General features: G+C 62.6%; 24 protein-coding genes. 5 read left to right on the top strand and 19 right to left on the bottom strand.

The window, feature by feature from the left end:
- Positions 1–9: 9 nt before the first annotated feature.
- From NKI25_RS18770 to terL, 19 genes are all read right to left on the bottom strand, one after another.
- Positions 10–591: a hypothetical protein gene (locus NKI25_RS18770; protein WP_352998994.1), complete on the bottom strand. Its 582-nt coding sequence runs from the start codon at positions 589–591 to the stop codon at positions 10–12.
- On the bottom strand, positions 591–2,039 hold the full coding sequence (locus NKI25_RS18765) for a hypothetical protein (protein WP_352998992.1): 1,449 nt from the start codon (positions 2,037–2,039) through the stop codon (positions 591–593). The genes NKI25_RS18770 and NKI25_RS18765 overlap by 1 nt, the downstream gene beginning before the upstream one ends.
- On the bottom strand, positions 2,006–3,883 hold the full coding sequence (locus NKI25_RS18760; RefSeq protein WP_352998990.1) for a hypothetical protein: 1,878 nt from the start codon (positions 3,881–3,883) through the stop codon (positions 2,006–2,008). Before NKI25_RS18760 ends, NKI25_RS18765 begins: the two co-directional genes overlap by 34 nt.
- A gap of 10 nt (positions 3,884–3,893) precedes the next feature.
- Positions 3,894–5,570: a hypothetical protein gene (locus NKI25_RS18755; RefSeq protein ID WP_352998988.1), complete on the bottom strand. Its 1,677-nt coding sequence runs from the start codon at positions 5,568–5,570 to the stop codon at positions 3,894–3,896.
- On the bottom strand, positions 5,570–6,316 hold the full coding sequence (locus tag NKI25_RS18750) for a hypothetical protein (RefSeq protein ID WP_352998987.1): 747 nt from the start codon (positions 6,314–6,316) through the stop codon (positions 5,570–5,572). The genes NKI25_RS18755 and NKI25_RS18750 overlap by 1 nt, the downstream gene beginning before the upstream one ends.
- 9 nt (positions 6,317–6,325) lie before the next feature.
- Positions 6,326–6,838, bottom strand: a complete 513-nt coding sequence (locus NKI25_RS18745; RefSeq protein ID WP_352998986.1) for a hypothetical protein — start codon at positions 6,836–6,838, stop codon at positions 6,326–6,328.
- Between the two features lie 107 nt (positions 6,839–6,945).
- Positions 6,946–7,659 carry a hypothetical protein gene (locus NKI25_RS18740; RefSeq protein WP_352587428.1) on the bottom strand — a complete coding sequence of 238 codons (714 nt, stop codon included), beginning with the start codon at positions 7,657–7,659 and terminating at the stop codon, positions 6,946–6,948.
- Between the two features lie 73 nt (positions 7,660–7,732).
- The gene (locus NKI25_RS18735) at positions 7,733–8,845 is read right to left on the bottom strand and encodes a N4-gp56 family major capsid protein (RefSeq protein WP_352998985.1); all 1,113 of its coding nucleotides are present in this window, start codon (positions 8,843–8,845) and stop codon (positions 7,733–7,735) included.
- Between the two features lie 16 nt (positions 8,846–8,861).
- Positions 8,862–9,926 carry a hypothetical protein gene (locus tag NKI25_RS18730; protein WP_352998984.1) on the bottom strand — a complete coding sequence of 355 codons (1,065 nt, stop codon included), beginning with the start codon at positions 9,924–9,926 and terminating at the stop codon, positions 8,862–8,864.
- Between the two features lie 139 nt (positions 9,927–10,065).
- The gene (locus tag NKI25_RS18725; RefSeq protein WP_352998983.1) at positions 10,066–10,557 is read right to left on the bottom strand and encodes a hypothetical protein; all 492 of its coding nucleotides are present in this window, start codon (positions 10,555–10,557) and stop codon (positions 10,066–10,068) included.
- A 38-nt stretch (positions 10,558–10,595) separates the two neighbouring features.
- Positions 10,596–11,129: a hypothetical protein gene (locus NKI25_RS18720; protein WP_352998981.1), complete on the bottom strand. Its 534-nt coding sequence runs from the start codon at positions 11,127–11,129 to the stop codon at positions 10,596–10,598.
- Positions 11,130–11,147: 18 nt separating this feature from the next.
- The gene (locus NKI25_RS18715) at positions 11,148–13,106 is read right to left on the bottom strand and encodes a portal protein (RefSeq protein ID WP_352998979.1); all 1,959 of its coding nucleotides are present in this window, start codon (positions 13,104–13,106) and stop codon (positions 11,148–11,150) included.
- A 6-nt stretch (positions 13,107–13,112) separates the two neighbouring features.
- Entirely contained in the window at positions 13,113–13,715 is a 603-nt protein-coding gene (locus tag NKI25_RS18710; protein WP_352998977.1) for a hypothetical protein, read from the bottom strand.
- Positions 13,716–13,718: 3 nt separating this feature from the next.
- A complete protein-coding gene (locus NKI25_RS18705) occupies positions 13,719–13,994 on the bottom strand; it encodes a hypothetical protein (RefSeq protein ID WP_352998975.1) in 276 nt (91 codons plus the stop codon).
- 25 nt (positions 13,995–14,019) lie between these two features.
- Positions 14,020–14,241, bottom strand: a complete 222-nt coding sequence (locus NKI25_RS18700; protein WP_352998973.1) for a hypothetical protein — start codon at positions 14,239–14,241, stop codon at positions 14,020–14,022.
- Positions 14,242–14,334: 93 nt separating this feature from the next.
- Positions 14,335–14,793 (bottom strand): hypothetical protein, encoded by a 459-nt coding sequence (locus tag NKI25_RS18695; protein ID WP_352998971.1) that lies wholly within the window; start codon positions 14,791–14,793, stop codon positions 14,335–14,337.
- Positions 14,793–16,199: a hypothetical protein gene (locus NKI25_RS18690; RefSeq protein WP_352998969.1), complete on the bottom strand. Its 1,407-nt coding sequence runs from the start codon at positions 16,197–16,199 to the stop codon at positions 14,793–14,795. Before NKI25_RS18690 ends, NKI25_RS18695 begins: the two co-directional genes overlap by 1 nt.
- Positions 16,200–16,290: 91 nt before the next feature.
- Positions 16,291–18,135 carry a hypothetical protein gene (locus NKI25_RS18685; RefSeq protein WP_352998967.1) on the bottom strand — a complete coding sequence of 615 codons (1,845 nt, stop codon included), beginning with the start codon at positions 18,133–18,135 and terminating at the stop codon, positions 16,291–16,293.
- 21 nt (positions 18,136–18,156) lie between these two features.
- Positions 18,157–19,647 carry a phage terminase large subunit gene (terL, locus tag NKI25_RS18680; protein WP_352999039.1) on the bottom strand — a complete coding sequence of 497 codons (1,491 nt, stop codon included), beginning with the start codon at positions 19,645–19,647 and terminating at the stop codon, positions 18,157–18,159.
- Between terL and NKI25_RS18675 the strand changes: the two genes are divergently transcribed.
- From NKI25_RS18675 to bet, 5 genes are read left to right on the top strand one after another with little or no spacing between them, the layout of a single operon-like run.
- Complete coding sequence (locus NKI25_RS18675; RefSeq protein ID WP_352998965.1) at positions 19,640–19,831, top strand: hypothetical protein; 192 nt, start codon at positions 19,640–19,642, stop codon at positions 19,829–19,831. The genes terL and NKI25_RS18675 overlap by 8 nt on opposite strands.
- Entirely contained in the window at positions 19,828–20,019 is a 192-nt protein-coding gene (locus tag NKI25_RS18670; RefSeq protein WP_352998963.1) for a hypothetical protein, read from the top strand. The genes NKI25_RS18675 and NKI25_RS18670 overlap by 4 nt, the downstream gene beginning before the upstream one ends.
- Positions 20,019–20,264 (top strand): hypothetical protein, encoded by a 246-nt coding sequence (locus tag NKI25_RS18665; protein ID WP_352998961.1) that lies wholly within the window; start codon positions 20,019–20,021, stop codon positions 20,262–20,264. Before NKI25_RS18670 ends, NKI25_RS18665 begins: the two co-directional genes overlap by 1 nt.
- Entirely contained in the window at positions 20,261–20,896 is a 636-nt protein-coding gene (locus NKI25_RS18660) for a 3'-5' exonuclease (protein WP_352998959.1), read from the top strand. Before NKI25_RS18665 ends, NKI25_RS18660 begins: the two co-directional genes overlap by 4 nt.
- Positions 20,897–20,924: 28 nt before the next feature.
- Positions 20,925–22,010, top strand: a complete 1,086-nt coding sequence (gene bet / locus NKI25_RS18655) for a phage recombination protein Bet (RefSeq protein WP_352998957.1) — start codon at positions 20,925–20,927, stop codon at positions 22,008–22,010.
- Position 22,011 lies beyond the last annotated feature (1 nt).

Genomic DNA, 22,011 nt, shown 5'->3' with positions numbered 1-22,011 from the left:
TGAACTGCATCAGGCCGGCACGCGGCTGTATTTGATGGTGAAGCTCATGCCGGAGCACACCGCGTTGGCAGAGATCGTCACCGAGATATCCGTGCCTGCCGCCGCGACATTGGCCGTGGCTTGAGCCTGCGCATCTTCGACCGAAGAAACCGCGTTGGCCGTGCCGCCAAGGGCAACGCCGTCGATCTTGAATGCCGCGGTGCAGGTGCCGGAGGTGCATTTGGTCACCGTCTCGACGATGGTGAGACCGAACGGAACCTTGACCACCAGCAGATAGGTGCCATCGGCCGGAACTTGGATGATGCCGCTGATCGCGTCTATCCCAGCCATGGCGTCGGCATAGGCTTTGACGCTCTGTTGCGTCGGCACCATCGTGTCGCTGTTCGAGGCCATGTTGTCTTCGTCGACGACGGCGGTCGCCAGCAGTGCGCCGGCTGCGACAATCTGGGTTGTGGTCGGAGCGACGTTGGTATTGTCGACGTTGACCACGTTTTGCGACATGGCGAACGCCGTCAGCCAGTCGATGATGGCGATGATGTCCTTGCCGTTATCGCCGGTCAGGCGCGGCGGCTGCGGGACCTTATCGGCCATCAGTGCCCGATCGCCTCGGTCTTGACGCCGGCACCGATCAACTGGACGTCGCAGTCTGACGAGCAGGTGATTTCGAACTGGAAGGTCGAGCCGATGCCGAAGGCGCCGAACTCGACCATCTGCAAACGATGCCCGGCCTTGCCCAGGCCGCGGCGAATGCGGGTACCGAACGGCTTGCCGTCACGGCTGCAGCGCACGCTGATCTGCGGATCGAAGGTGTTGGAGCCGATGCCGCGCTTCAATTGCAGGCGCAGCCCCTTGACCTGCACCTGGTTGCCGGACGCCATGTGCGAGGTCCGCACCAGCCAGCGCTGCGTCGCGCCGTCATGGCTGAAAGTGCCGATCTGCAATTCGTAGATCTTGCCCTCGCCGCCGATGAAGATGCGGTCCCACAGCCGCCAGTGCGACCAGCCAGGCCAGCGGATCGGTGTTCCGGTCAGATCGTCCCAGCCATAGAGCGTCGACCAGCGGCGGTTCTTATAATCGAACAGGAACGTCAAGCCCTTGGTTCCATAAGGGTTTGTCGCCATCGGCGCTTGCAGCAGCAGGAACTTTTGCCCCAGCACATGCATGGGCTTGTCGGGGAAACCACCGATCCAGGCATCGGTCCAGTCGTCGATCTGCTCGAAGAACAGGCCGATGGCCGACGAAACGACTTCGGAAATCTGCCCCGAAAAGCGGATGAGTTCGGTCTGGCTGTTCATGGTCCACACCGCATTGTCGGCAAAGATCATGGCATAGGGCAGCGAAACGCCCTCGCCGACCGACCAGCGGCGGAAGAACGGCACGTCGGCGCCGGGGTTGCGCTCGAACTGCTCGATCGAGGCCGAGCCAGAGAGCATGATCTCGCGGAAGGGCGTGACGATCATGGCGTTGATGTTGTCGGCGCTGCCGTCGGCGGCAAAGGTATCGAGCGGATCCCACTGATCCGGTGTTCCGGCGCCTGAATGATAGAAGCGCCCCGAGTTGACCTCGGCTGCGATGGTAAAGCCGTCGAGCCAGCCGACATGGGAGGCGAGCGGCGCATCGACGCTCAAAAGCTCGGTCTTGTCGGTGCGCAGCCGGATGATCGGCCCGCCGGCCGCCATGTCCAGTTCGCGGTCGGTCTTGGAGAAGATGGTGCGTCGGCCGCCCGATACCGGCACGCCTGGAATGCGGAACACCCCGCCGGCCCGATTGACGCGATAGACCGCGCCCTTGCTGGTTGATGCGATCAGATCGCCGTTGAGATCGTTGAGATAGACCCGGCCATTGTCGGCGAGCTCGGCAAACTCGACAAAGCCGGGGAACCTGATCTGCACGCCCTGGTCGTTGAGAAAGCCGTTCTCCATCGCGGTCTGGTAGCCGATGACCGAGTCCGGATCGGCATTGGCATAGACCGGCTTATCGATGGGTAGCGGCGTCCAGTCCTCCATTACGACGACACGACCTCGACCTCGACCGTCCATTCGACGGTCTGCGCCGTGTCGCCGGTGACGCGCAACTCGATCTCAAAGCCGTTGGCGGCGAAGACGCAGGCCCAATTGGCATTGCTCTCCTGCACGGCGCGGACGTCGGTGTTGGTGCCGACGAGGGCAGCGTTAGCCGCCACCAGCGCACCGTTGGCGAGGGCGGAGCCGCCCGAACCATCGGTGATCAGTTCGTTGTCGACGAAGACGCCCTCGATGTCCTGCAGGGTCAGCGTGCCGGTGGCGCCGCCGTCGGCGTCGGCGGTGATGCGCCCGGTGGCGCCGGAGGTGGCGCCGGTCAGCACGTTGCCAACGGTGAAATTGCCGGTCTGCGTGTCGTAGGCCAGCGCCGAGCCGGCGCGCTTGGCAGAGACAGCGACGAAATAGAACCCGTCATTGACGCCGTTCTGCTGGCGGCCGACAACTTTTGCAGTGAGGAACACGCGCTGGCCGGGGTCGAGCGCGATCGCCCATGCCTTGGTGGCGCCGTTCGATGTGGTGACGCCGTAGCTCTCGCCCTTGTCGATGGTGCGAGACCGGGTCCACGCTGTCGATGTGCCGGCCAAGGTGACGTCGTTGATCTCGCGGCAGTCGAGCGCCAGCACATTGTTGCCTGGGCTGGTCAGGGTGATGTCGACGTCGTCGATCTCGACGCCTTCGAAGACGACGTTTTCCAGCGTATCGGCAAGGTTCATTTCGCCGCCGGAAATCCGACCGCGCAGGAAATGGATGTTGGCGATGCTATTGTCGCCATCGAGCGGCGTGGCGTCGGCAATGTCGAGATCGACCGTGTTGCCGGTGAACACGGGATCGATGATGGTGATGCCGCGGGCGCCGACGATCTTCAGACCGGTGCCGGTGTTGGTGTCGAACTCGACGCCTTCCAGCGTGATCTGGCCGCACGGCGCGTCGATGTACTGGACGTCGATGCCGGTGATCGAGCAGAGATCGACGCGACCGCCGATCCAGCGGACGTTACCAAGCCGCTTGCCAAGGCCGGAATCGCCGGCATCGAGATCGCCATGCAGTTTCGAGCCGTCGGCGCAGTCGGACACGAAGAGCTTGTTCCAGACGATGTTTTCGCCGCCGCGAAGGTGCTTTGAGGCGGCAAAGCGCTTGATCTCGACATCGTCGAGCACGATCTGGTCGCGGGCGACGGAATAGAGGCCGACCGATCCGGCGACGACCGAGATGCCGTCCAGCGTCAGCCGGGAGAGGCCGGCGCGATCACCGGCAATGGTGCAGACGCGACTGGCTTGGTTGCATTGCAGCGTGGTGGCGCCCCTGCCCTGCCCGCGTGCCACGACATTTTCGGCCAGCGAGAACGGATTGACGGTGTAGAAGCCAGCCGGCAACTCGACAAAGCCGCCACCTGCGGCACCGGCGACGCCGAGGGCGGCCTGCAAGGTTGCGGTGTTGGTCGCGGCCGAGGCACCGACGGCACCGACGGCGAGGAACTCGCCATAGTCGCGCACGTCGATGCGGCGAGCGAGATATTCGGCCAATGTGTGCGAATCGCCGCCTGACGGCACGGTGACGACAAGTAGGCTGCCGTCCTCGCCTGCCAGTGAGGTGATCGCCGGATTGATGATGCCGGTCTGGTCGACGCTGTCGATCTGCAATTCCACGGCCTGCCCGACATAAAGCGGTGCGGCCCACTTGCCGTAGGAGGTATTGTTTTCGATGTGCTCGAGCAAGGTCTGCGGGTTGGCCGCGGCATTGAGCAGGTTTTCGTCGGTATAGACCAAGGCAAGGTTGTCCGTTCCGGCGCGCACGATGGTGACCGTCGCCAGGCCATAGCCAGGGCGCCACGTATCGAACTCGGAAAGACGGATGGATGCCATGGGTTTTTGCCTATTCGTAGAGGATGTTGACCTTGCCGGCGTCGAAGGTGTCGGTGCCGCCGACCGTGGTCAGGCGGATCCGGTCGAGCGTTGCCGACAGGGATTTCGAGCCGCCGCCGAAGGTCACGATCGTGGTGTCGGACCGGCTGCCTGTTGTCGATGCGACCCAAGTGTTGGTCGAAGCATCGAGCAGCGTGAGGATCATGGCGCCGTGCAGGATGCTGGCCGCGGTGATCGCGCCGAGAATGCCAAACCCTGTCGTGTGGGCTGCCGAGCTGGTCGTGTCGGAGCCTGTGATCTGCCCGGCGGTGCCGAGATAGCCGGACGCCTCGATTCCGCCGCTGTCGCCGATCTGGACCATTGGCAGCGAGGTGCCGGAGATGGACAGCCCGGACCATGACAGGGTGATCTTCCTCGTCCCGTCCGGAATGCTGGTAAAGTCGATCGAGGTCCCGGATGTGGCCGCCGCAGGCGTGCCGATGCCGCCGCCCCATTCGGGAGCGGTAGCGCCGGGGTTCATGCGCAGCCTTTGGCCTGCGGCACCCTTCGGAATGCGGGTGTAGGCCTTGGCGCCGGAGAGATAGAGCAGATCGCCGGCCGCGGTCGAAGCCGGCAGCGGGACAAAAATCTTCTGCCCTGCACCATCGCCCATGACCAGGACGTTGTCGTCGGTGTCCCACCACACTTCGCCTTCGGCGGTTGGCGTCGGCGTAGCGCTTTGTTTCAGGACCAGCGTCGGTTGCGTGATCGTATTGAACGTCAGTTCGCCACTGGCGCGCTGATAGCGGGTGCAGACCCAATTGCCGGCGCCGAGCGAGCGCAGCCGGATGATATCGCCCGCGGCGCCAACGATGTTGACTGAGCCGGGCAGGATCAGGCTTGTCGCATTGTGGGTGAAGGTCGGCGCGCCAGTGAGCGTGAGCTCGCGCTCGACGCCGGCGGCAAGCGTGCCGAACGAGGTGATCGTCGCGCCGCCGGTCAGATTGCCGGTGCGCCCGGTCATGGTCGACAGATCGGTGGTGGTGCCCGACGAGATGTTGGCCGCGACAACAGCCGCATCGTCGTTCATCTCGAGCGGCGTGCGGTTCTCGTACTGCGTGTTGCCGGCGTTGCGCCGGACATAGTCGAGCGCCACGGGAACCGTCGGCATTTCAGCGTTGGAGGCGGTCGCCGCACTGGCGGCTGCCGCTGCGGCGCTGGCTGCCGCTGCCACCGCTGCGGCGCTTGCAACCGCGGAGATCGGCGCGATCTCGACCATGATCACAAGATTGCCGGCCAGGATGTCGGCGGCGAGCGAGACGGCGAGGTAATCGTTGCTGACGACATAGACGTCGCCGGTCAGGCTGTCGCGCACCAGGTCGGACGAGGAATAGATCGTGGCGGCAAGGTAATTGCCCTTGTAGGTGCCGCGCACCTGGATGACGCCGGTATCGTGCGAGGCGACCGAGGCGCCGCTGATCTCGGCAATCACAGGATCCGAAATATAGACCGGCGCCTCGAACTTGCCGTCGCCGTCGAGCGTCTGCGGGTTTCTCGCGGTGGTCGAGCCGGTCGGGCCGGCGTAGAGCGTCGCCAGCGTCGTCAACTTGTTGCCGTCGACATCGATGTTGAAGAACGTCGCGGTCGCCCCGACATAGATCGGGTTGGCCAGTTGGAAATCAGGGATCGCGCTGCGCAGGCTGGCCATCAGCAATCCTCCATTCCAAAGGGTTCGACAGTGGGTGGCTCGGTGTCGTGCTCGCGGTTCTCAAAGGCTTCGAGCGCGCCGCGCGCCTTGAGTTCTTCGCGCTCGAAGCGGGCAAGGCTATTTTCCGGCAGTTTGACGACGGCGCCGCCGCCGATGTCGACGCACAGCTTGTAGGTCAGCCAGCGCTGCCATGCCTGGCGAAACAGCGTCTCGACCGAGTCCTGCGGCCTGGTGCCGCTGACGCCAGCCGGCGCGACGTTGGGCGCATAGCTCTGAAAATCCAGCACGACAGTCCAGACGTCGGTGTCGGTCGCATCGATGGTCGGATAGGTGTAGAGCGTCGGATCGGGCAGCCGGTCGATATAGACCTCGCAAGGCGTGCCGGGGGTCGAGAGCAACGACTTTTCCAGCCATGTATCGCGCGCCACGATTTCCAGCGGCGTGCGGTTGCCGTTGGCGTCTTCCAGCCATGCCGCGACCGGGAACTGAAACCCGTTGTCGGGAAACGCCGTGATCTCGTCGGACAGGAGATAGGGCTGCTGACCGGCAACCAGCGTTAGCCGGATGCTGGCCGGGATGAGGAAGAACAGCCTGGTCGTGCCGGCGACTTCCGCCATGACCATGTCCAGCCAAAACAGCGCCTCGCGCAGATCCTCGCCGTCGGGCGCGCTCTCCGTGGTCGGGAACTTCCCGATCATGCGAAGCGCGCGCTCGCAGATTTCCTTGGCTTTGAGGACGCGCGACATTGTTTGCGCTTACGCCGCGTCTTCGTCGTCGGCCGGCGGCGTCCATTCGTCCGGATTGGCCTCGTTGACGCTGTTGATCTTCTTGCGCTCGGCGAGCGCCGCCACGATGAAGGCGATCATCGCCTCGCGGTCACCACTCTCGGCGACCTTCTCGCCGCCGGGGAACTCGACGGCGCGCAGCCATAGCGCCTGATCGTGCAGGTCATGGAAATTGGCGATGGTCTCGTCGGGCGCGAGTTTCAGTTTCTCGCCGGCCTGCAATTCGTCGGGCTGCTTTGGCACGCCGCGCCATGGCAGCACGGTGCCGTTGGCATCGGTCAGCTTGAAGGCGGTGCTGATCTTGAGGAATTTGACGGCGATCTCGCGCGGCATCTTGTTGGGCTTGCCTGGTACGAACTTGATCGTGCGCACGACGCCGTCGACCAGCATGTCGTGCTCACGCGGCCCGCCGCTCGGCGTCGCGGTCATGTCGAGGACGAACATCATGCCGTCGTCTGTCTTCTTCACGGTTTCCGTGGTCATTGGTCTGGTTCCTGTTGCGGGGAGCATGGGGAATTTGGAGCGGAGGGGCAGCCGGGCATCCATGGGAAGATGCCCGGCCCCCCGCATCCGGTCGCGTAGGAGGAAAACTACGCGGCCAGAAGGTAAGGCAGGTGGATGAAGCCCTTGCCGGTGTCGGCACCGGCCGAGGTGGTGACAGTGATGGACTTGCCAGCCATCGACACATTGCCTTCCGGCGCATCGTCGCCGGCATTGGCCGAGTCCAGTACTTTAAACAGCGCCCCCATGGTGTCGGCGGTCGCGATGACCGACGCCTTGACAAGCGCGGCTGCCGCGACCGAAAGGCCGTCGATATAGCCATCGGCGTCACCGGTGTCGGTCGAGAGCGTGCCGACGTCTATGGTTGCGGCGGCATCGAGGGCCGTGACGTTGACGAACGGCGTCGGCAGCATCAGGCCCGAAGGCACGGTGAAGCCGGTCGCCGTCTCGGTCGCGGCAGTAATGTCAGCCGCGGCCCACGGGATCACCATGCACTGGTTACGGCCCGTCCCGACGAGGATTTCATTCGGGCCGGACGGCTTGACGTTCTTCACCACGATGAACTGGCCGCCGGGCGCCTGGATATAGAGATCGACCAGAAGCACGGTTTCGGCGGTGAAGAAGTTGATGAAGCCGCGCGTCAGCGAGATCGGGTTGGCAAGCGCCGCACCGTCCACATCCTTCAGCGTGGCTTTCAGCGCATCGCCGTTGACGGCAACAAAGGCTTTGCCGCCTGCGGTGATGATCGCCTCGAGGGTGTTCGCATCCTTCAACTGGATGCGGTATTCGAGTTGACGAAGCATTTTCGTAGTCTCCGAAAATGGGATTGAAGGGGACCGGGCAGACCATCCGCCCGGTCGCGATCACGGGTGCGGATTAAGCCGCGGCGGCGGTCTTGACGGCGATCGTGCCGAAGTCCTCGCGGTTGTTCGAGTCGTAGATCGACTTGAACTGAGGCTTCAGCATGCCGATCTTGCGGCCCGAACCGATGCCCGGCCGGTTGCCGTAGTCGGTCTTGTCGCTTTCACGCCAGAAGGTGTTGCCGATCGTGGCAATGCCGCCGGCCTGGGCGCCGAGATAGAGCGCCTGCGCACCATCGATCAGGCCACCGGCGCCCCACTTGCTGGCCGAAGCAAGGCCAGACGTGTTGAACACCTTGTTGTGCTGATAGATGATGGTGCCGTCGATCGTCGCCATGGCGCCGGTGAACAGCTTGTTGTCGGAGCCGGTCTTTTCGGCGGTCCGCATGATGGTCTGGTAGGTCGGGTCGAGCACCAGGTCGCGGCGCTGACGCGGATGGATGACCATCACATAGTAGCTGCGGCCGCCCGAGCGGATCGGGCGAAGACGCTTTTCAGCGGCCTGCGTGTTGGCGCGCACGATGACCGACCACGACATCTTGTCCGACGAGGTGATCGAGCCTTCGCTCGTCGCAGCACCCGCATAGAGGATGCGGTTGGTCGAGGGAGCGGCCACGTCGGCACCGAAGCGCAGCGAGGGAAGCTGCGAGCCAGTGCGGGTCGCACCGTTCGTCTTGAGCGTGTAGGCCCGGCCCGACAAGGTGAGGAACATCAGTTCGTCCATCTTGTCGGAAAGCCAGAACGCCAGCTTTTCCTTGGACTGCGCGCGGAACCGAATGACGGTCGCCTGCTCGGCCATTTCGCCCTTGGACTTGGTGCCGTGGCGAAGCTGGTCGATGCGGATGACCTGTGCGTCGTTGATCATCGCCTCTTCGTTGCCGTCGAGTTCGTTGTCGCCGACGACGCCGTCGCCCTGAAGGTCCTGCACGAGCTGCATGACGCATTCGAGGCCACGCTCGGTCTCGGTGAGCTTCGTCACCCGCTGGATGACGGAGTTCATGTCGGAATCGGACTTGCCGATATAGCCGTTGGCAAACCAGAACGACTCGTCGCGGCCGGCTTGCCAGGTTTCTGCGGCCCACACTCGTTTCTGAGCGATGGTGAGGGCGCCGAAGTCAGTAGCGGACATTGAAGTCCTCCTATTTCTAGGTGGTGATGCCGAGGAAGCGTTGTCGCGTCGCGATCGGCAAAGCTGCCAGGTCGTCGTCGCTCATGTTTTCGATGGAGGCTTCCGAGATCACTTCGCCTGCGGAACCCGTCATCGACGCCACGTTCGGGGGCATATCCCCTTGCATGGCGATTTTGGCTGCCCGTGCCGCAGCTTCTGGACTGAGGCCGGGGGCGGCAGGTGTGGCCGGCGCTGGCGCCGGGGTGGCTGCCAGCGTCTTGCCCGTCAGCATCGGGCCGTATCGATCGGAGAGGACTGCAATGCGCTCGCGCAGCCGCAGGTTGCCAACCGGCCCCTTCGGCAGTTCGATGCGCTCGGCAGCGAAGGACTCCTTGGCTTTGTTGACGAGCCAGTCGAAATCCATGTCGCTTTCGATCGCCGCCAGATACGGGTGCTTCGCCTCGAGGTCAGCGGTGAGCTGGTCGAGATAAAGGTCTGCCGTGGCCGGCTGCTGTTGCGTCTGCTTTGGGACCTTGGCGAGAAGGATCTCCTCGCGGATCGCTTGCTCCTGATTGGTGAGAGCGCGCTCTTGCGTCTTCAGTTCGGCGTAGGAGATTTCCCCTGCGTCGTACCGCTTGGCGAGCGTGTCGATCTGCGTGCCGACCGCGATGAGGCGGTCTGCTGCGGCTGGCTGGGCCGGTGCGGCAGGTGTTGCCGCTGGTCCAGGCGCTGCCGGTCCTCTCACTTTCAGCGCTTCGACTTGTCCAGCAAGATAGGCGTTCTGGCGAACCAGTTCGTCGTTCTTGCCAAGCACCTCGTCGAAGCGGGCCTTGGGGATCACGGCGGGAGCGGGTTGCTCCTGCGGTGCCGCAGGCTTTGCTGGTGCGCCCGGCGCGGCTGCTGCTGCCGGTGTTTCTTTCCCTGGCTCCGGTGACGCGGCTGGCTTGGCCTCCTCGGCTTGAGCGGCTGCCTTGGCGTTTTGGAGTTCGAGATCGTCGAGATCGTCTGGCACCGCTACGGGCGGCACACTGGAAAGTGCCGTCGATGCTGCCAAATCCTCGATTGCGGGCGCAATAAGGTCCTGTCCGAGTTGATCGGCCATAGTCTTCATCTCCTGTCGCGTGATGGTGCGGAAACGCCCGTGAAGTCGGCGGCACTTCGATCCTGTATCGCCGGATCATGCGGAAGACGCCCGTTGGAGCCGGCGGCGCTCTTGCCTCGATACCGTCGAGGCGCGGTCGTCAGTGCGCGGTGGGCTGCTGCCCCTGCGCACGCTTGAAGGTCTGGCCCTCGGCCGGGTCGATCACCTCGACCATCAGCTTTTTCCATAACTGCCATGCGCTTTCGCAGCGCTGGCCCCAGGATTCGCGGCCGGACAGCATGACGTCGGCGAAATCCAATTCTTCGCTCTCGCCATGAACCCAATCGGCTGTGAACTGCGGATCTCCGTCAGCGTCGACGAAGATGATGCACATGCGATGGTATTCGGCATGGATCAGCAGCACCGAGTTGCCTGGCACCGGATGCGTGAACACAATCACCCATGCGCCGTCGTGGTGCAGGTCGCGGTTGAGCAGGGAGAGCAGGTCGCGGGCAAACATCATCTGGTCTGGCGCGAGCTCCGGCGAGCCGGGGTTGTGGTCGATGAATTCGCCATTGTCGCGCTGCATGATGGCGTAGTGCCAGCCCTGCCCGCCCTCGAGCACAGCTTCGCGCTCGAAGCGCCGCAGCATGAACGGCGTGATCAGACGCTCGTCGGGAAGGCGGTGCATCACTTCTTGGCCCGCGCCTTAACCTTGGCGGCCGGCTTGCGCGCCTTAAGCAAAGGCGTCATCCGGTTCGGTTCCAAAGGCGCAGCATCAGGGTTTGCTGCCATCATGGCGACGATCTCTTCCTCGCTCCACTGTGCGGCGCGCGCGACACTCGGGATACGGTTGAAGATCAACACGTCGGCGGGGAACCCTTCGGTGCGCCCGTCAGCGTAGACCTTCCAGATATGCCCTGTCGCCTTGTCATGCACTTCAAAGGCCGGCTGATCGTCTGCATCAAACACGGGGTCGACCACGGGGTTTGCCGGGCCCAGATCAACCGGCGTCTGAAACTCACCGTCTTCAACTGGACGCGCATCTTCGCCGGAGAACACCATGTGGCGCCCGGCAACGGCAAGGTAGCTGCCGTGCCCGACATCGAGGTCGAGCGTGCGGCCGGGGCGGATGGTCTGCGCCTCGCCGCTCTCGTTGGTGACGACCACGTCGCGCTCGGATTCGGGCTTCTCAAGATTGACGATCTGCACTTTGCGGGACATTGCGGTTTCCTCTCAAGGTTAACCGGCTGGGCCGGGTTGTGGCGCCTGCGGGGGAGCGGGCGGTGGTAGTTGCGGCGGTGCACCTGGTGCGCCGGGCGGCACGGCGCCGGGCATCCCTGGCTGCGGCGGCTGGCCGGTAAGGCTCTTCAGCCGCTCGATCCATTCGGACTTGCGCGGCAGCGACGACATGTCGACGATCAGGTCGGCAAGCGCCGGGATGAACGGGCCGAGCGCTGGTCCCATCTTTTCCAGCAAGGTCATCATCTCTTCGAACTGCGCATTGGCAAACGTCGCCGAAAGCGGCTGCTCGTCGACTATGGCGGAATATTTTCCGACGGTGATGTCGTTGAGAATGCGCTTGATGCCGCTGGCCGGGTCGGTCTGCATCTCGTTGATCAGGATCTGCGTGAACTTGCCGTCCTCGCCGAGCACCCGGTACATGCGCTTTTCGGTGTAGTGGTTCTGGAAGCATTCGAGATGCTTGCCGCCCAAGATGGTTTTCGAGCGCGAGAAATTGTCCATGTAGAGCTGGATGGCGATGACTGCCTGGCGCTGCCTCGCCTCGATCGCCCTGCCGGACTGCACCCGGTCGAGTTCACCAAGCGCGCTCTCGTTGATGCCAGATATGGTGCGGATGTCGTCCTGCGCCTTCTGTTCCAGGCGCTCATGCGCCATGGCGGGCGCTGCCGGCGACATCTGCTTGGGCTCGTGATCGCCCTTCCACTTCATCATGTAGCCGGGCGAGGCGCCGAAATTCTTGAGCTTGCGCTCCTGCACCGGGTCCAAGCTGCTCTCGTGATAGGACCAGCCGCCGTTCGACAGCTTCGATGTCACCTCGACCTCGACCGAGCGGCGCTTGTTCTTCTCCTTCTGCGGGTCGATCAGGTCCTCGACCGCGCCGCGCGTCATGCCGCGGCGGAAATACGGAAAATAGCCGGCGATCGAATAGGTATCGTAGGGCGACGCCTTGTCGTGCAACAGCATGTCGCCGACCATCGTCGTGCACTGCAGACGGGTGACCTGGCGGCGCTCGACGATCAGCGGGTTGCCGACTGACTGGCCGTAATAGATGATCTTCTCGATCCGGTCCCGGCCCCAATCGAGCGGCAGCACCTTCTTGTCGCCTGTCTCAAGGTCGATGCAGACGTTACGCTGCTCGGTGACGCGGTGCTCTGACTGGATGATCTTGATCGTCTTGCGGTAGGTGTCGACGAAATCGCCCATGGTGCCGTAAAAGCTATCCCACCATTCGTTGGCGTTCTCGTCGCGCTGGCCGAAGGTGCGAACCGGCGTGACCTCGTCGCCGACCATCATCGAGGTGACCGGCGCTACGGGCGTGGCGCCTTGCGTGAAGGGGCGCACCAGCCCAGCCACCGCCTTGCCGAACGTGCCCTCGATCTCGTCGATCGAGACCATCTTGGCTGTCTGGATGAAGGCGGCCGAATCGTTGAGGTCGTAGGTGTCGCAATCCGGGTCGATGTAGGTCGCGAACGGATCCTGCGCCGTCGTGCTGATCTCGCCGAGATCGTTCTTCTCGAAGTCCAGCACGGTCTTGTAGAAGCCGCGGCCGGCAACGATGCCGTCGAGGAACACCTCGCCGTCGACGAATTTCAGGCCGCAGCCGATGGCGACGCTCTTTTCCAGGCGGCTCAATACCTCGGCGATCTCGTCGCTCGAGCGCGAGTCCGAGCCGGGCTTGAACTCGATGTCGGTCTTGTTGTTGGCCTGGTAGCCGAGAATGAGGCGCACCAGCGGCGCAATGACATTGAAGGTCAGCGCCGGCCGCTTCTGCGCCGCCATGTCGGCCAGCGCCTTGGCCGTCCACTGCCTGCCCTCGAAGAAGTCGACCGCCACCTTGGCGCCTTCGGCCCATTTGTTGTGGGCCCACGACGCGCGCTGATGCCGTTCGGCAAGGAGCATGACTTTCGTCTGGTCCTGCTCCGGCAGTTTGTTGGTCGGGGTTGGGCCGTATTTCATGCGGGATTAGCCGACCATCCAGTTGGTGCCGTCGGAATAAACAGGCACATTGACGGCGCCGCCGCCGGTAACCGCCGAGCCGAATGCGGGCGCGGTTGCGTCCGACACGAACATGCGGGCGCCAGCGCCGGCCGTGGCGGCTGCGGGCAGTGTTGCCACGGTCTGCGGCGTGAACTTGATCTGCAGCGGCCGAACCGTCCCGGTCTGCGCCTCTGCCTTGATGGTGCAGACGTTCGATGCCCATGAAATCGACAGGCGCTCGTAATTAGTGGCGCTGGTGAAGGTGTTGTAGACGCGGAAGATTTGCGCGCTGGCGCCGTTGCGCATGCCGATGGTGTTCGCCGCCTCACCGATCAGAACCGCCGTGAGCGAGGCATTCAGGTTTATGAATCCGGCGTTGGTGATATACAACTGATTGACGGTCAGGCGCCCGGCCTTGGTGAGGCTGGCCTGGCTGACGCCGCCAACCAGGAAGTCGAATAGCAACGAGCCGGACGCGCTCGCCGTGTCGGTGACACTAACCCTCAGCGCCGTGAAGGTCGTGGCGACGTTGTTCCAGATGATCGCCGGCAGGTTGGCCAGATCGGTGAATATTTGCCGGATCTTCATCGCCTACCACTCCGTCGCAGTGAACTTCTGGCCGGTCGTTGCCCCGATGATCGAGATGGCGAAGACCGTCTCGATCTCGAACATCGAGTTGGTCGGGACCTTGTAGGACCCGGCGGTGTCGACCGCAGCGGTTCCACCGGTCTCGTTGATCCAGAGATCGCCGGTGGAAATGTTCTGCCCGGTGAGGCCACGGCGGTCAGGGTTGGCTGCAACAAGCGCCTGCGCCGTGCCACCGGTGGTGATGGCGCCGGACCGATCCGTTCCACTGCTAAGGGTCATGACTGCGTCCCTCCGTTTCGCCGGATCAGGCGGTGACCTGTTTCCAGTCGGTGTTGGTCAGGCCGGTCGAGATGTAGAAGTGAGCGGCGGCGGTATCGAAATGCCACTTGCCGATGAAGGTCGGCGTGGTGACGCCAGACGGGGAGGCGGCGCTCGTCGAGTAGGTCATGCGGTCTTTGATTTGCGCGCCTTTGACGTGGTCGGCCGAGCCGTAGATTTCGTCGTAAGCGGATTCCGACATGGGCATTTGAGTATCTCCTTTGGGTTGTGCCCAGACATGGGCAGGCGGCGTTGCGGCCTGGGCGGCCTCAACGGTTGTCACTCTGTTGATGAGTCTGGGTTAGCGGGGGCAGGCTTTGTAGGTCCCGCCAGCTTGGGCTGGGAGGCCGCAGAGCAGCCCGATTTCTACCAGTTTTGCCGCAAGATCGGTGCCATCAGGCAGGAAGCATTGCACGACGATTGCGCCATTGAATTTCGGCGCCGTCCTGCCGTCGCAAGGCGTTCCCAGCCCGACAGGCTTGCAAGTGAGGGTGTTCCCTTGAAACGTCTGCACCGCTGTCGCCGCGTCTCTTGCCGACACTCCCGGTCTTGGTTCGACGCCGCACAGGACAATCTTCGTGTAGTACGTGGTATAGAGCGACATGTCGTCTAACGAGCGGACCGTGAGCCTGCCGGTCATAGGCTTAGGCGCGGCCGGCTCCACTTCGACGTGCCTCACGTCAACGCCCATCCTTGAAATCACAACCAGGAAGCCGGTCGCGAATAGGGCAAAAAAGGCGATGAACCACAGTTTCCGCATTACCTGGCGAGGCGCTCTTTCAGTTGACCCGCGAACTGCCTTGCGGCCAATGAGCCGCGCCGCGGGCCGTACGGCACCATCCTGCGCATCTTCGGGCTTGGCATGCCATAGGCAATCATCGCCACCATGAACAACCCGCCTCCGGTAACGAGGCCGGTGAGCAACGGGATATTCGCCTCCTGCATGAGAAACGGCAGCGACACTGTTGCAGCGAAGGCCAGCCGCGCACGCGTCACCACTTTATTTGCCAGACTGAGCAGCACGCCGAAGACAATCCCGACGATCATCACCCCAACCATGCCGAACGCCGCCAGCCCGTCGCTTGCCCAAAAGCTCGAATTGGCGTTGAAGCCGTCGCCGCCTGCAAGCCGGATGCCAACGACAAACCCCAACGGCACCTTATAGGGATACTGGATGAACAGGTTGAGGATATTCGAATGTGACCAATAGGTTAGAGGGCTGTCGGAAAACACGTCGGCGTAAACCCCTACCATTGCCCCTTGCAAGGCGAGAGTCCGCATGAAAATGGTCGAAACCACGTCAAAAGCAACTCCTGACGGCCGATCCCCGGTAACGATGAGGATCGCGGAAACCAGCATGCCCAGCGCCGCCGCTCCAAAGGCAAGCCGCGAAACCACGATGCGGCCATTCTTGACCGCGAAGATGTAAAACCCGACCACCACGAACAGCATGACCAGCATGACCTTGCCGGCGAAGGCCATGAAGACGAGGACCTGACCAGCAATGGCTATCGGCAGCAACCATCTCCTTGACCTGTCGAACATGCCTACGGCCAACAGGTAAGGGTTCATCGCGTTCGATAGCCATCCCGTGAGATATAGGGCGAGTGTACTCGGGGCAGCCGCAGCGAATAGAGCGCGCTGAGTGTACAGCGATTCAAGACTGGAAAACCTCAGCATTCCCCTGAACTCGTAGAAATAAAACGCAACCGCAGCGAAATAGACCCCCATGAACAGAAACAGGAACCGATCAGCTTGAAGGCGTTGCGTGATGACACCTTGGCGAAAAACAAGAACTCTCGGAATGTAGATCATAAACAGGAACGATATCGTCAATGACAGCATCAGGCCGGGGGCGCTAAACGATTCGAACCCTTGGACAGAGATGCACAATATCGCCGGAATGAAGATGATCAGGAAAATGATCCAGCAGGCGAAGTCAGAATACCGGGTGATCGATACAGGAAGTATGCAACCGAACAAGGCTATGATGCTGTAGGCCAACAAGGCATTGACGAGATCGTAGTTGTACCACAAGCCGAGATAGAAAAACGTTACTGTTCCCCACCTGATATAAGCGTGCATGAAGCAAACGACATAGACGGTAAGCCAGAACAGAGCCGTTAATCTCTGATAGCTAATATTACCCGGTGTTACGTGCTCCACGTCCCCTGCCCCACCCCAAGAATAATTGCCCGCTGGTGGGTATAGGGCCTGCCAATTATTTAGGCAATGGCAAAGCTCGGCAGTTTAGGCCCTACCGGATGAGCATCCACACGATATTCCCGCCCGCCGCGAAAGCCGCGGTGGTGCTGATCTCGAAGCCTGCCGTCGTCTTGCTCGCGGCTGTCACCCACAGATCACGGCCATCTGGCGCCTGGAGCAGGATGAAGTAACTGGCATCCGGCTCGGCGTTGGCGAAGGTCACGGCTACGGTCGTGCCCGATGCCGGCTCGGCGACGGTCCCGCGCAGATTGGCGCCATGTGTGGTGCTGCCCGACAGCGCGCGCAGGTCCTTCGCTCTGACGATCCCGACCGTGCCACCGTCGATTTCCATGCCGCCGCCTGAGCGCTGGGATATCTTGCCGTCGATCGTCACGCCGTCCGTGCGTTCGAGCGCGAGAGAGCCGCCATCGGCAGCGCCCTTCGGGCCAAGCCGCAAGACGCCCTTGCCGTTGCCAGAGAAGGCCGGGAGTTCGAAGCCATTCCGCGTAAGGATGCGGGGCGAGATAGCAGGCGTCCAGATGCTGTCGTAGATGTTGAAGTTGTTCTTGTCGCCGAGGATGTAGTTCGGCACACTGGAAATCACCTCGTTGCCCATCATCGTCATGGGGGCCTGCGGTGATGCAGTGAGGCCAATCACCTCCGCGCACGCGTTGATAGCCTCGAAGCGGCAAGAGATCATGGAGCCGCCGCTCATACTGAGAGTCGAGGCGCCCTCGTTACCAATCATCTTGAAGGCTGACCCTGTGCCGCCTTCGAACTTGACGTTGTGCATGTGGATGTCGTTGGGACCGCCACCAAGTGCGGAGCCGTCCTGTGCATGGACGAGGATACCCGTGGCGGCGCTGGCGATGCGGCAATCGTCAAAGAACACCGCGTTCTGGCATGCCTGGATGTCGAAGCCGATAGGGATCCGGCCAACGTCAGCCCCTTGGAAAACTCTAGTCCAAAACCGCTGAAACGTGACCCAATAGTTGCCTTTGTTGCGGTCGTCTGCATCAAGCCCGGCCTCATCGCCCTGCTGCATACGAACCGCAGCGAAGCCAGCATTAGGCGTGTTGGCCTGCACGGCACAGTCAATGAAGGGCACATAGGAGTTCATGCCGGCAATGTGGATGGCCTCTTCCGCAAGAGAGTTGTTCCGCATATTGAACCGCAGGCCCTCAATGACGGACAACGGGGAGTTGATCATGCGGAAGCACGAGAAGGCCCCCCCGAGGTTCCTGATCTCGGCACCCCTGCCGTTGATATGGACGTTCGGCCGAGTGATCAGCTCCATTGGTGCGGCAAGATCGTAAACGCCGGGCGGTACGAGAATGCCCCGGCAGTTCCTAAACCACGATGCCGCACTGTCGGTTTCCCGCATGTCCAGCACCGCTTCGGAAGCCGCCCCGAACCGCACTGAGAGGTCAGCGCCGGGCATCGCCTCAACATTGAGCATGCCCATGCCATTCGGCATCACCTCGAACCAACGATTGTTGTTGGTGTAGAGCTTGCCGGGGTGCCCCGGCTCATCCGCCGAGAACTTCCAGCCGATATAGCCGGCCTTGTCGCCGACCGTGGCGTGGCCTTGGGTCATGAACGAATTGACGCCGACAGGCACGGAAATGGCGGGGATGGACGCATCCGTCGGGTAGATATTGGGAACGCTGCCTTGTGCGACCGAGGCGGTCCAGTCGCTCGCCGTCAGTCCTGTCGACGTGTAGTAGACCTTGCCGACCGTATCGAACGCCGTCTGGCCGATAAACTCCGGCACGAGCACGCCAACCGGCGACGTCGTCAGTTCGACATAGGTAAAACGCTTCCTGATCTCGACGCCACCGACGTGCCAGCCGTTGCCGAAGATCTCGTCGTAGCTCTTTGGTGAAATCGACAGCAAGGCTTGGTTGTCTCCTGGTTTCTAGGCTGTTTCCCAGCCGCCGCCGGCCATCTCGCCCTCGATGTCCTGCATCCACTTGGGCAGTTCGACCTCTTCGTCGGGCATCGGGAAGGCGATAGGCATGTCTTCGTCGAGGATCCGCGCCATGCAATCGAGCATGTCGTCATGGGCGCTGACCGGGAATGCGGTGTATTCGTCCTGGACGAAGGCGCGGACCAGATTGATGGCCTTGCCCTCGTAGTCGGTCTTGACCAGGCTTTCGGGCAGATAGACCATGCCGCTCTCGAACTTCGGCACCAGGCGCTTGATGCGGTCTTCCTTGGCCATCGAGCCGCCGAGCGCGATGATCTCGAAGCGGTAGTTCTCGTCGTCCATCTTGGTCTTGTGGTGCTCGATGTCGGCCTGCAGGCCGTATTCTTCGTAGCCGACGACACGCGGCTTCCACTGGCGATGCAGGCGGAACAGGGTCTTTTGCCGCTCCGTCAAGTTGAGCCGGTCGCGCACCATGTCGAGGACGTAGTAGTTGCCGTCGCCGCCTACGCCGATCACCATCATCGTGGTGTAGTCGCTGGACTTCTTCTTCTTCGAAGCCGGGTCGACGAGGATGTAGACGTTGAGGTTGTGTGCCCTCGTCGCCGGCCAGTATTTGAGCCATTCCTCCTTGAACCCCTGCTGCCGATCGGCGACGGGATTGAGGAGCATCTGCGCGCCGAAGGTGTAAGGACCTTGCAGGCGCCGCTTGTCGGCCAGCGCCGTCGATGACAGCAGCACAGCCTTGGTAAAATCCTCGGAGCCGTCCGACGTGCAGGGATGGGTGCGGGCTGGTATGCCGCGCTCGACCATCACCGAGTAGGTGTCGAACAGATGATAGCGGGTGCCGATGGTGCGGACCCAGCCGCCATCGGTGCCGAGATTGTCCGAGAGTTCCCACGCCGCGGTGGTCTTCAGGATCATCTCGGGCGTGCCGACCGATTCCCTCGTCACCACGTCGTCGTACACCCGGATGAAATAGTGCTTGCCGGTTGGCTGGCCGTCGACCAGGCCGTGCGCCTCGACGGTTGCTTCCTTCGGGTTGGTCTTGCGCCGGAAGATCAGGCCATCGTCTTCTGACCACTTTGGCGCGTCGTATTGCGGGTTGGGCCACAGCACGTCGGGGAATAGCGCCTTGAGCTCTTCGTTCTGCTCGACCTCGAACTTGATCTGGCGCAGGAACGCCTTGGCCGTTGGCCGGTTGAACGACAGGATGCCGATCGTCACCTCGCGCCCGCCGTAGCGCGTCTCCGGATCATCGCCATGACTGGCCAGGATATCCTGCAGCGACAGGCCGAAGGTGATCAGCGTCGACTTGTAGTGCTCGCGTGCCCACAGATCGAGGTTGCCGTTGGGGCTGCGCTCGACATCGCGGCAGCGATCGAACAGCCAGTCGCGGTTGATGTCCTTGCGCTTGCAGCCGACGGTCAGCAGATAGAACAGATCGTTGCGGCACAGCCAGCGCTTGGCCTGCGTGCGCACCGGTGCCAAGGTTTCGCTGCGCACCTTCGTCACGGCTGAGATCACCGACTACGACGCGCTGGTGATGGCGCTCAAGGACCGTCCCGAGGTCCGCGAAATCATCCAGACGCTCGCCAACCGCGCGGCGAAGTCCGGCGTCGAGATTGCTGGCATGAAGGCAGTCGAAGAGCGGCGGGCCGCGTGATGGACCTGCCCGGCTATGACGCTTGGAAGACGCGCACGCCTTGGGACGACTGCGACGAAGAGCCGGAGTTACGTTGCGAGGAATGCAACGACACCGGCTTCATCGATCCCGATGAATTGTGCCCGGTGTGCATGCGGCCCGTCACGGCGGAAGACCTCGATGCACTGGCGATGGAAGAGGACTTCTGATGGAACAGCGCCGCTTTCACAACGCCTTGCGCGTCCTGCTCAACCTCAACGAAACCCGGCTGCGTGAGGCCGGCGTCATCGACGAGAACTGGGGCACGCCGGAAGCGTCCGACCGCGATCAGGTCGGCTCGTTCATGGAAAACCCCTTCCGTGAAGCGATCCGCATGCCGGACGCAAATTTTGACCGGCTTTGGGCGCTGATCGAATCCCGCCAGCCGACAACCTCACCAGGAGAAGCCATATGACCAAATATGCAATTTTCGACACCGAGACCAATGGGTTCTTCATCTTCAAGGACGCTGACGGCAAGCCAGTGCCAGCCGATCATCCGAGCCAGCCGCGCCTGGCGCAGCTCGGCATCGTGCTGCTCGACGATAACCTCGTCGAGGAACGCGCGATCGACCTGTTCGTCAAGCCCGACGGCTGGGAGATGACGCCGGAGGCAACCGCCGCCAACGGCCTGACCACCGAGTTCCTGCAGGAGCATGGCGCCTCGGTGCTCGACGTGCTCGACCAGTATGCCCGCGTCGTCGACGCCGGCTACGTCATGGTCGCCTACCATGCGCAGTTCGATTGCAAGCAGATGCGCGGCGAGCTTCGCCGTGCTGCCCTCGACGATCGCTTCGAGAAGACGCTGAACATCTGCCTGATGCGGTCGAGCATGAAGCTTGGCGTCAAGAAGGCCAGCGGCAAGGGCGGCTACCCGAAACTGTCCGACATCTGCGCGCATTTCGGCATCACCAACCAGCGCGCCCACGATGCCGGCTGCGATGCTCGAGCAACAGCCGACGTCTTCCGCAAGATGCTGGCGCTCGGGATCCTGCCAGAGCCAGCGATTCATTACGCAAAAAATCATCCCGACCAGGCTGCCGCCTGAAACCCGCCACGCGAGAGGAACCGCAACAATGAACGCCGTCACTGTCCTACAGCCTTCCCGCTTGCCGATCGCCGCGTCGCTCGCCAAGGAATTTGACATCGGGGCCGCTGAGTGGCGGGTTCTCGTCGATCAGATATTCCCGGCGGCGCAGACCGTCGAGGCTATCTCCATGGCGCTGTCCTACTGCCGCGCCCGCAAGCTCGATATCTACAAAAAGCCGGTCCACATCGTGCCGATGTATTCGTCAGCGCTCAAGCGGATGGTGGAATCGGTCTGGCCTGGCATATCGGAAATCCGCACCACGGCGGCGCGCACCGGCGACTATGGCGGCATCGACGAGGTGATCTTCGGGCCTATGATCGAGCGGGAGTTCACCGGCGAAAAGGACAAGTGGGAGAACCAACGCAAGGTCGGCACCGAGAAATTCACCAAGAAGGTTTGCTATCCCGAGTGGGCCAGCGTCGTCGTCTATCGCTGGGTCCACGGCGAAAAGGCTGCTTTCCACACCAAGATTTATTGGGAAGAAACCTACGCCTCGCTCGGCAAGATGGAAGTGCCGAACGACATGTGGGGCAAGCGCCCGCGCGGCCAGCTGGACAAGTGCGTCGAGGCCGCGGCGCTGCGCAAGGCGTTCCCCGAGGAAGTCGGCTCAATGTACGCGGCCGAAGAGATGGAAGGCCGCACGCTGATTGAGCATGAGGCAACCATGCCGCCAGCACCGCCGCCGGCGCCAACCGCGAAGATCGCTGCGCCGACCGACAAGGCAGTCGAGATCGACGGCGAGGTTTTCGATGGCGAGACTGGCGAGCTGGTCGAGGAAGAGCTCGGCGCGCCGCCGCCGCCGCCGGCCGCAAGCAAAGCCGCACCGGCGCCGGCAAAGGCCGAGTTCACCAACCCAGACGACATGCTGAAAGATGCCGAAGAGCGGTTCAGCAAGGCCAACGACGAAGGCGACTGGAACGAAATCCACACCGAGTTCGCGCACCTGCAGGAGACGCTGTTTCCGCCAGACTGGCAGGCGCTCGTGAACATCATGTCGCGCCACTACGACCGGGTGACGATGACAGAGGAAGAGCGCGAGGCTGTCCGCAGCCATCCGTTCAATGGTGGATGAG

Origin of the sequence: Mesorhizobium sp. M0808 (genome assembly GCF_040320025.1) — a bacterium.
GTDB lineage: Bacteria > Pseudomonadota > Alphaproteobacteria > Rhizobiales > Rhizobiaceae > Mesorhizobium.
The sequence above is the reverse complement of the archived record's forward strand: the minus strand, read 5'-3'. Positions and strand labels throughout refer to the sequence as shown.

Bases quoted from the DNA above. Each gene is read 5' to 3' on its own strand.
- NKI25_RS18770 (WP_352998994.1), bottom strand. From the start codon at position 591: ATGGCCGATAAGGTCCCGCAGCCGCCGCGCCTGACCGGCGATAACGGC.
- NKI25_RS18765 (WP_352998992.1), bottom strand. From the start codon at position 2,039: ATGGACGGTCGAGGTCGAGGTCGTGTCGTCGTAATGGAGGACTGGACG.
- NKI25_RS18760 (WP_352998990.1), bottom strand. From the start codon at position 3,883: ATGGCATCCATCCGTCTTTCCGAGTTCGATACGTGGCGCCCTGGCTAT.
- NKI25_RS18755 (WP_352998988.1), bottom strand. From the start codon at position 5,570: ATGGCCAGCCTGCGCAGCGCGATCCCTGATTTCCAACTGGCCAACCCG.
- NKI25_RS18750 (WP_352998987.1), bottom strand. From the start codon at position 6,316: ATGTCGCGCGTCCTCAAAGCCAAGGAAATCTGCGAGCGCGCGCTTCGC.
- NKI25_RS18745 (WP_352998986.1), bottom strand. From the start codon at position 6,838: ATGACCACGGAAACCGTGAAGAAGACAGACGACGGCATGATGTTCGTC.
- NKI25_RS18740 (WP_352587428.1), bottom strand. From the start codon at position 7,659: ATGCTTCGTCAACTCGAATACCGCATCCAGTTGAAGGATGCGAACACC.
- NKI25_RS18735 (WP_352998985.1), bottom strand. From the start codon at position 8,845: ATGTCCGCTACTGACTTCGGCGCCCTCACCATCGCTCAGAAACGAGTG.
- NKI25_RS18730 (WP_352998984.1), bottom strand. From the start codon at position 9,926: ATGGCCGATCAACTCGGACAGGACCTTATTGCGCCCGCAATCGAGGAT.
- NKI25_RS18725 (WP_352998983.1), bottom strand. From the start codon at position 10,557: ATGCTGCGGCGCTTCGAGCGCGAAGCTGTGCTCGAGGGCGGGCAGGGC.
- NKI25_RS18720 (WP_352998981.1), bottom strand. From the start codon at position 11,129: ATGTCCCGCAAAGTGCAGATCGTCAATCTTGAGAAGCCCGAATCCGAG.
- NKI25_RS18715 (WP_352998979.1), bottom strand. From the start codon at position 13,106: ATGAAATACGGCCCAACCCCGACCAACAAACTGCCGGAGCAGGACCAG.
- NKI25_RS18710 (WP_352998977.1), bottom strand. From the start codon at position 13,715: ATGAAGATCCGGCAAATATTCACCGATCTGGCCAACCTGCCGGCGATC.
- NKI25_RS18705 (WP_352998975.1), bottom strand. From the start codon at position 13,994: ATGACCCTTAGCAGTGGAACGGATCGGTCCGGCGCCATCACCACCGGT.
- NKI25_RS18700 (WP_352998973.1), bottom strand. From the start codon at position 14,241: ATGCCCATGTCGGAATCCGCTTACGACGAAATCTACGGCTCGGCCGAC.
- NKI25_RS18695 (WP_352998971.1), bottom strand. From the start codon at position 14,793: ATGCGGAAACTGTGGTTCATCGCCTTTTTTGCCCTATTCGCGACCGGC.
- NKI25_RS18665 (WP_352998961.1), top strand. From the start codon at position 20,019: ATGGAACAGCGCCGCTTTCACAACGCCTTGCGCGTCCTGCTCAACCTC.
- NKI25_RS18660 (WP_352998959.1), top strand. From the start codon at position 20,261: ATGACCAAATATGCAATTTTCGACACCGAGACCAATGGGTTCTTCATC.
- bet (WP_352998957.1), top strand. From the start codon at position 20,925: ATGAACGCCGTCACTGTCCTACAGCCTTCCCGCTTGCCGATCGCCGCG.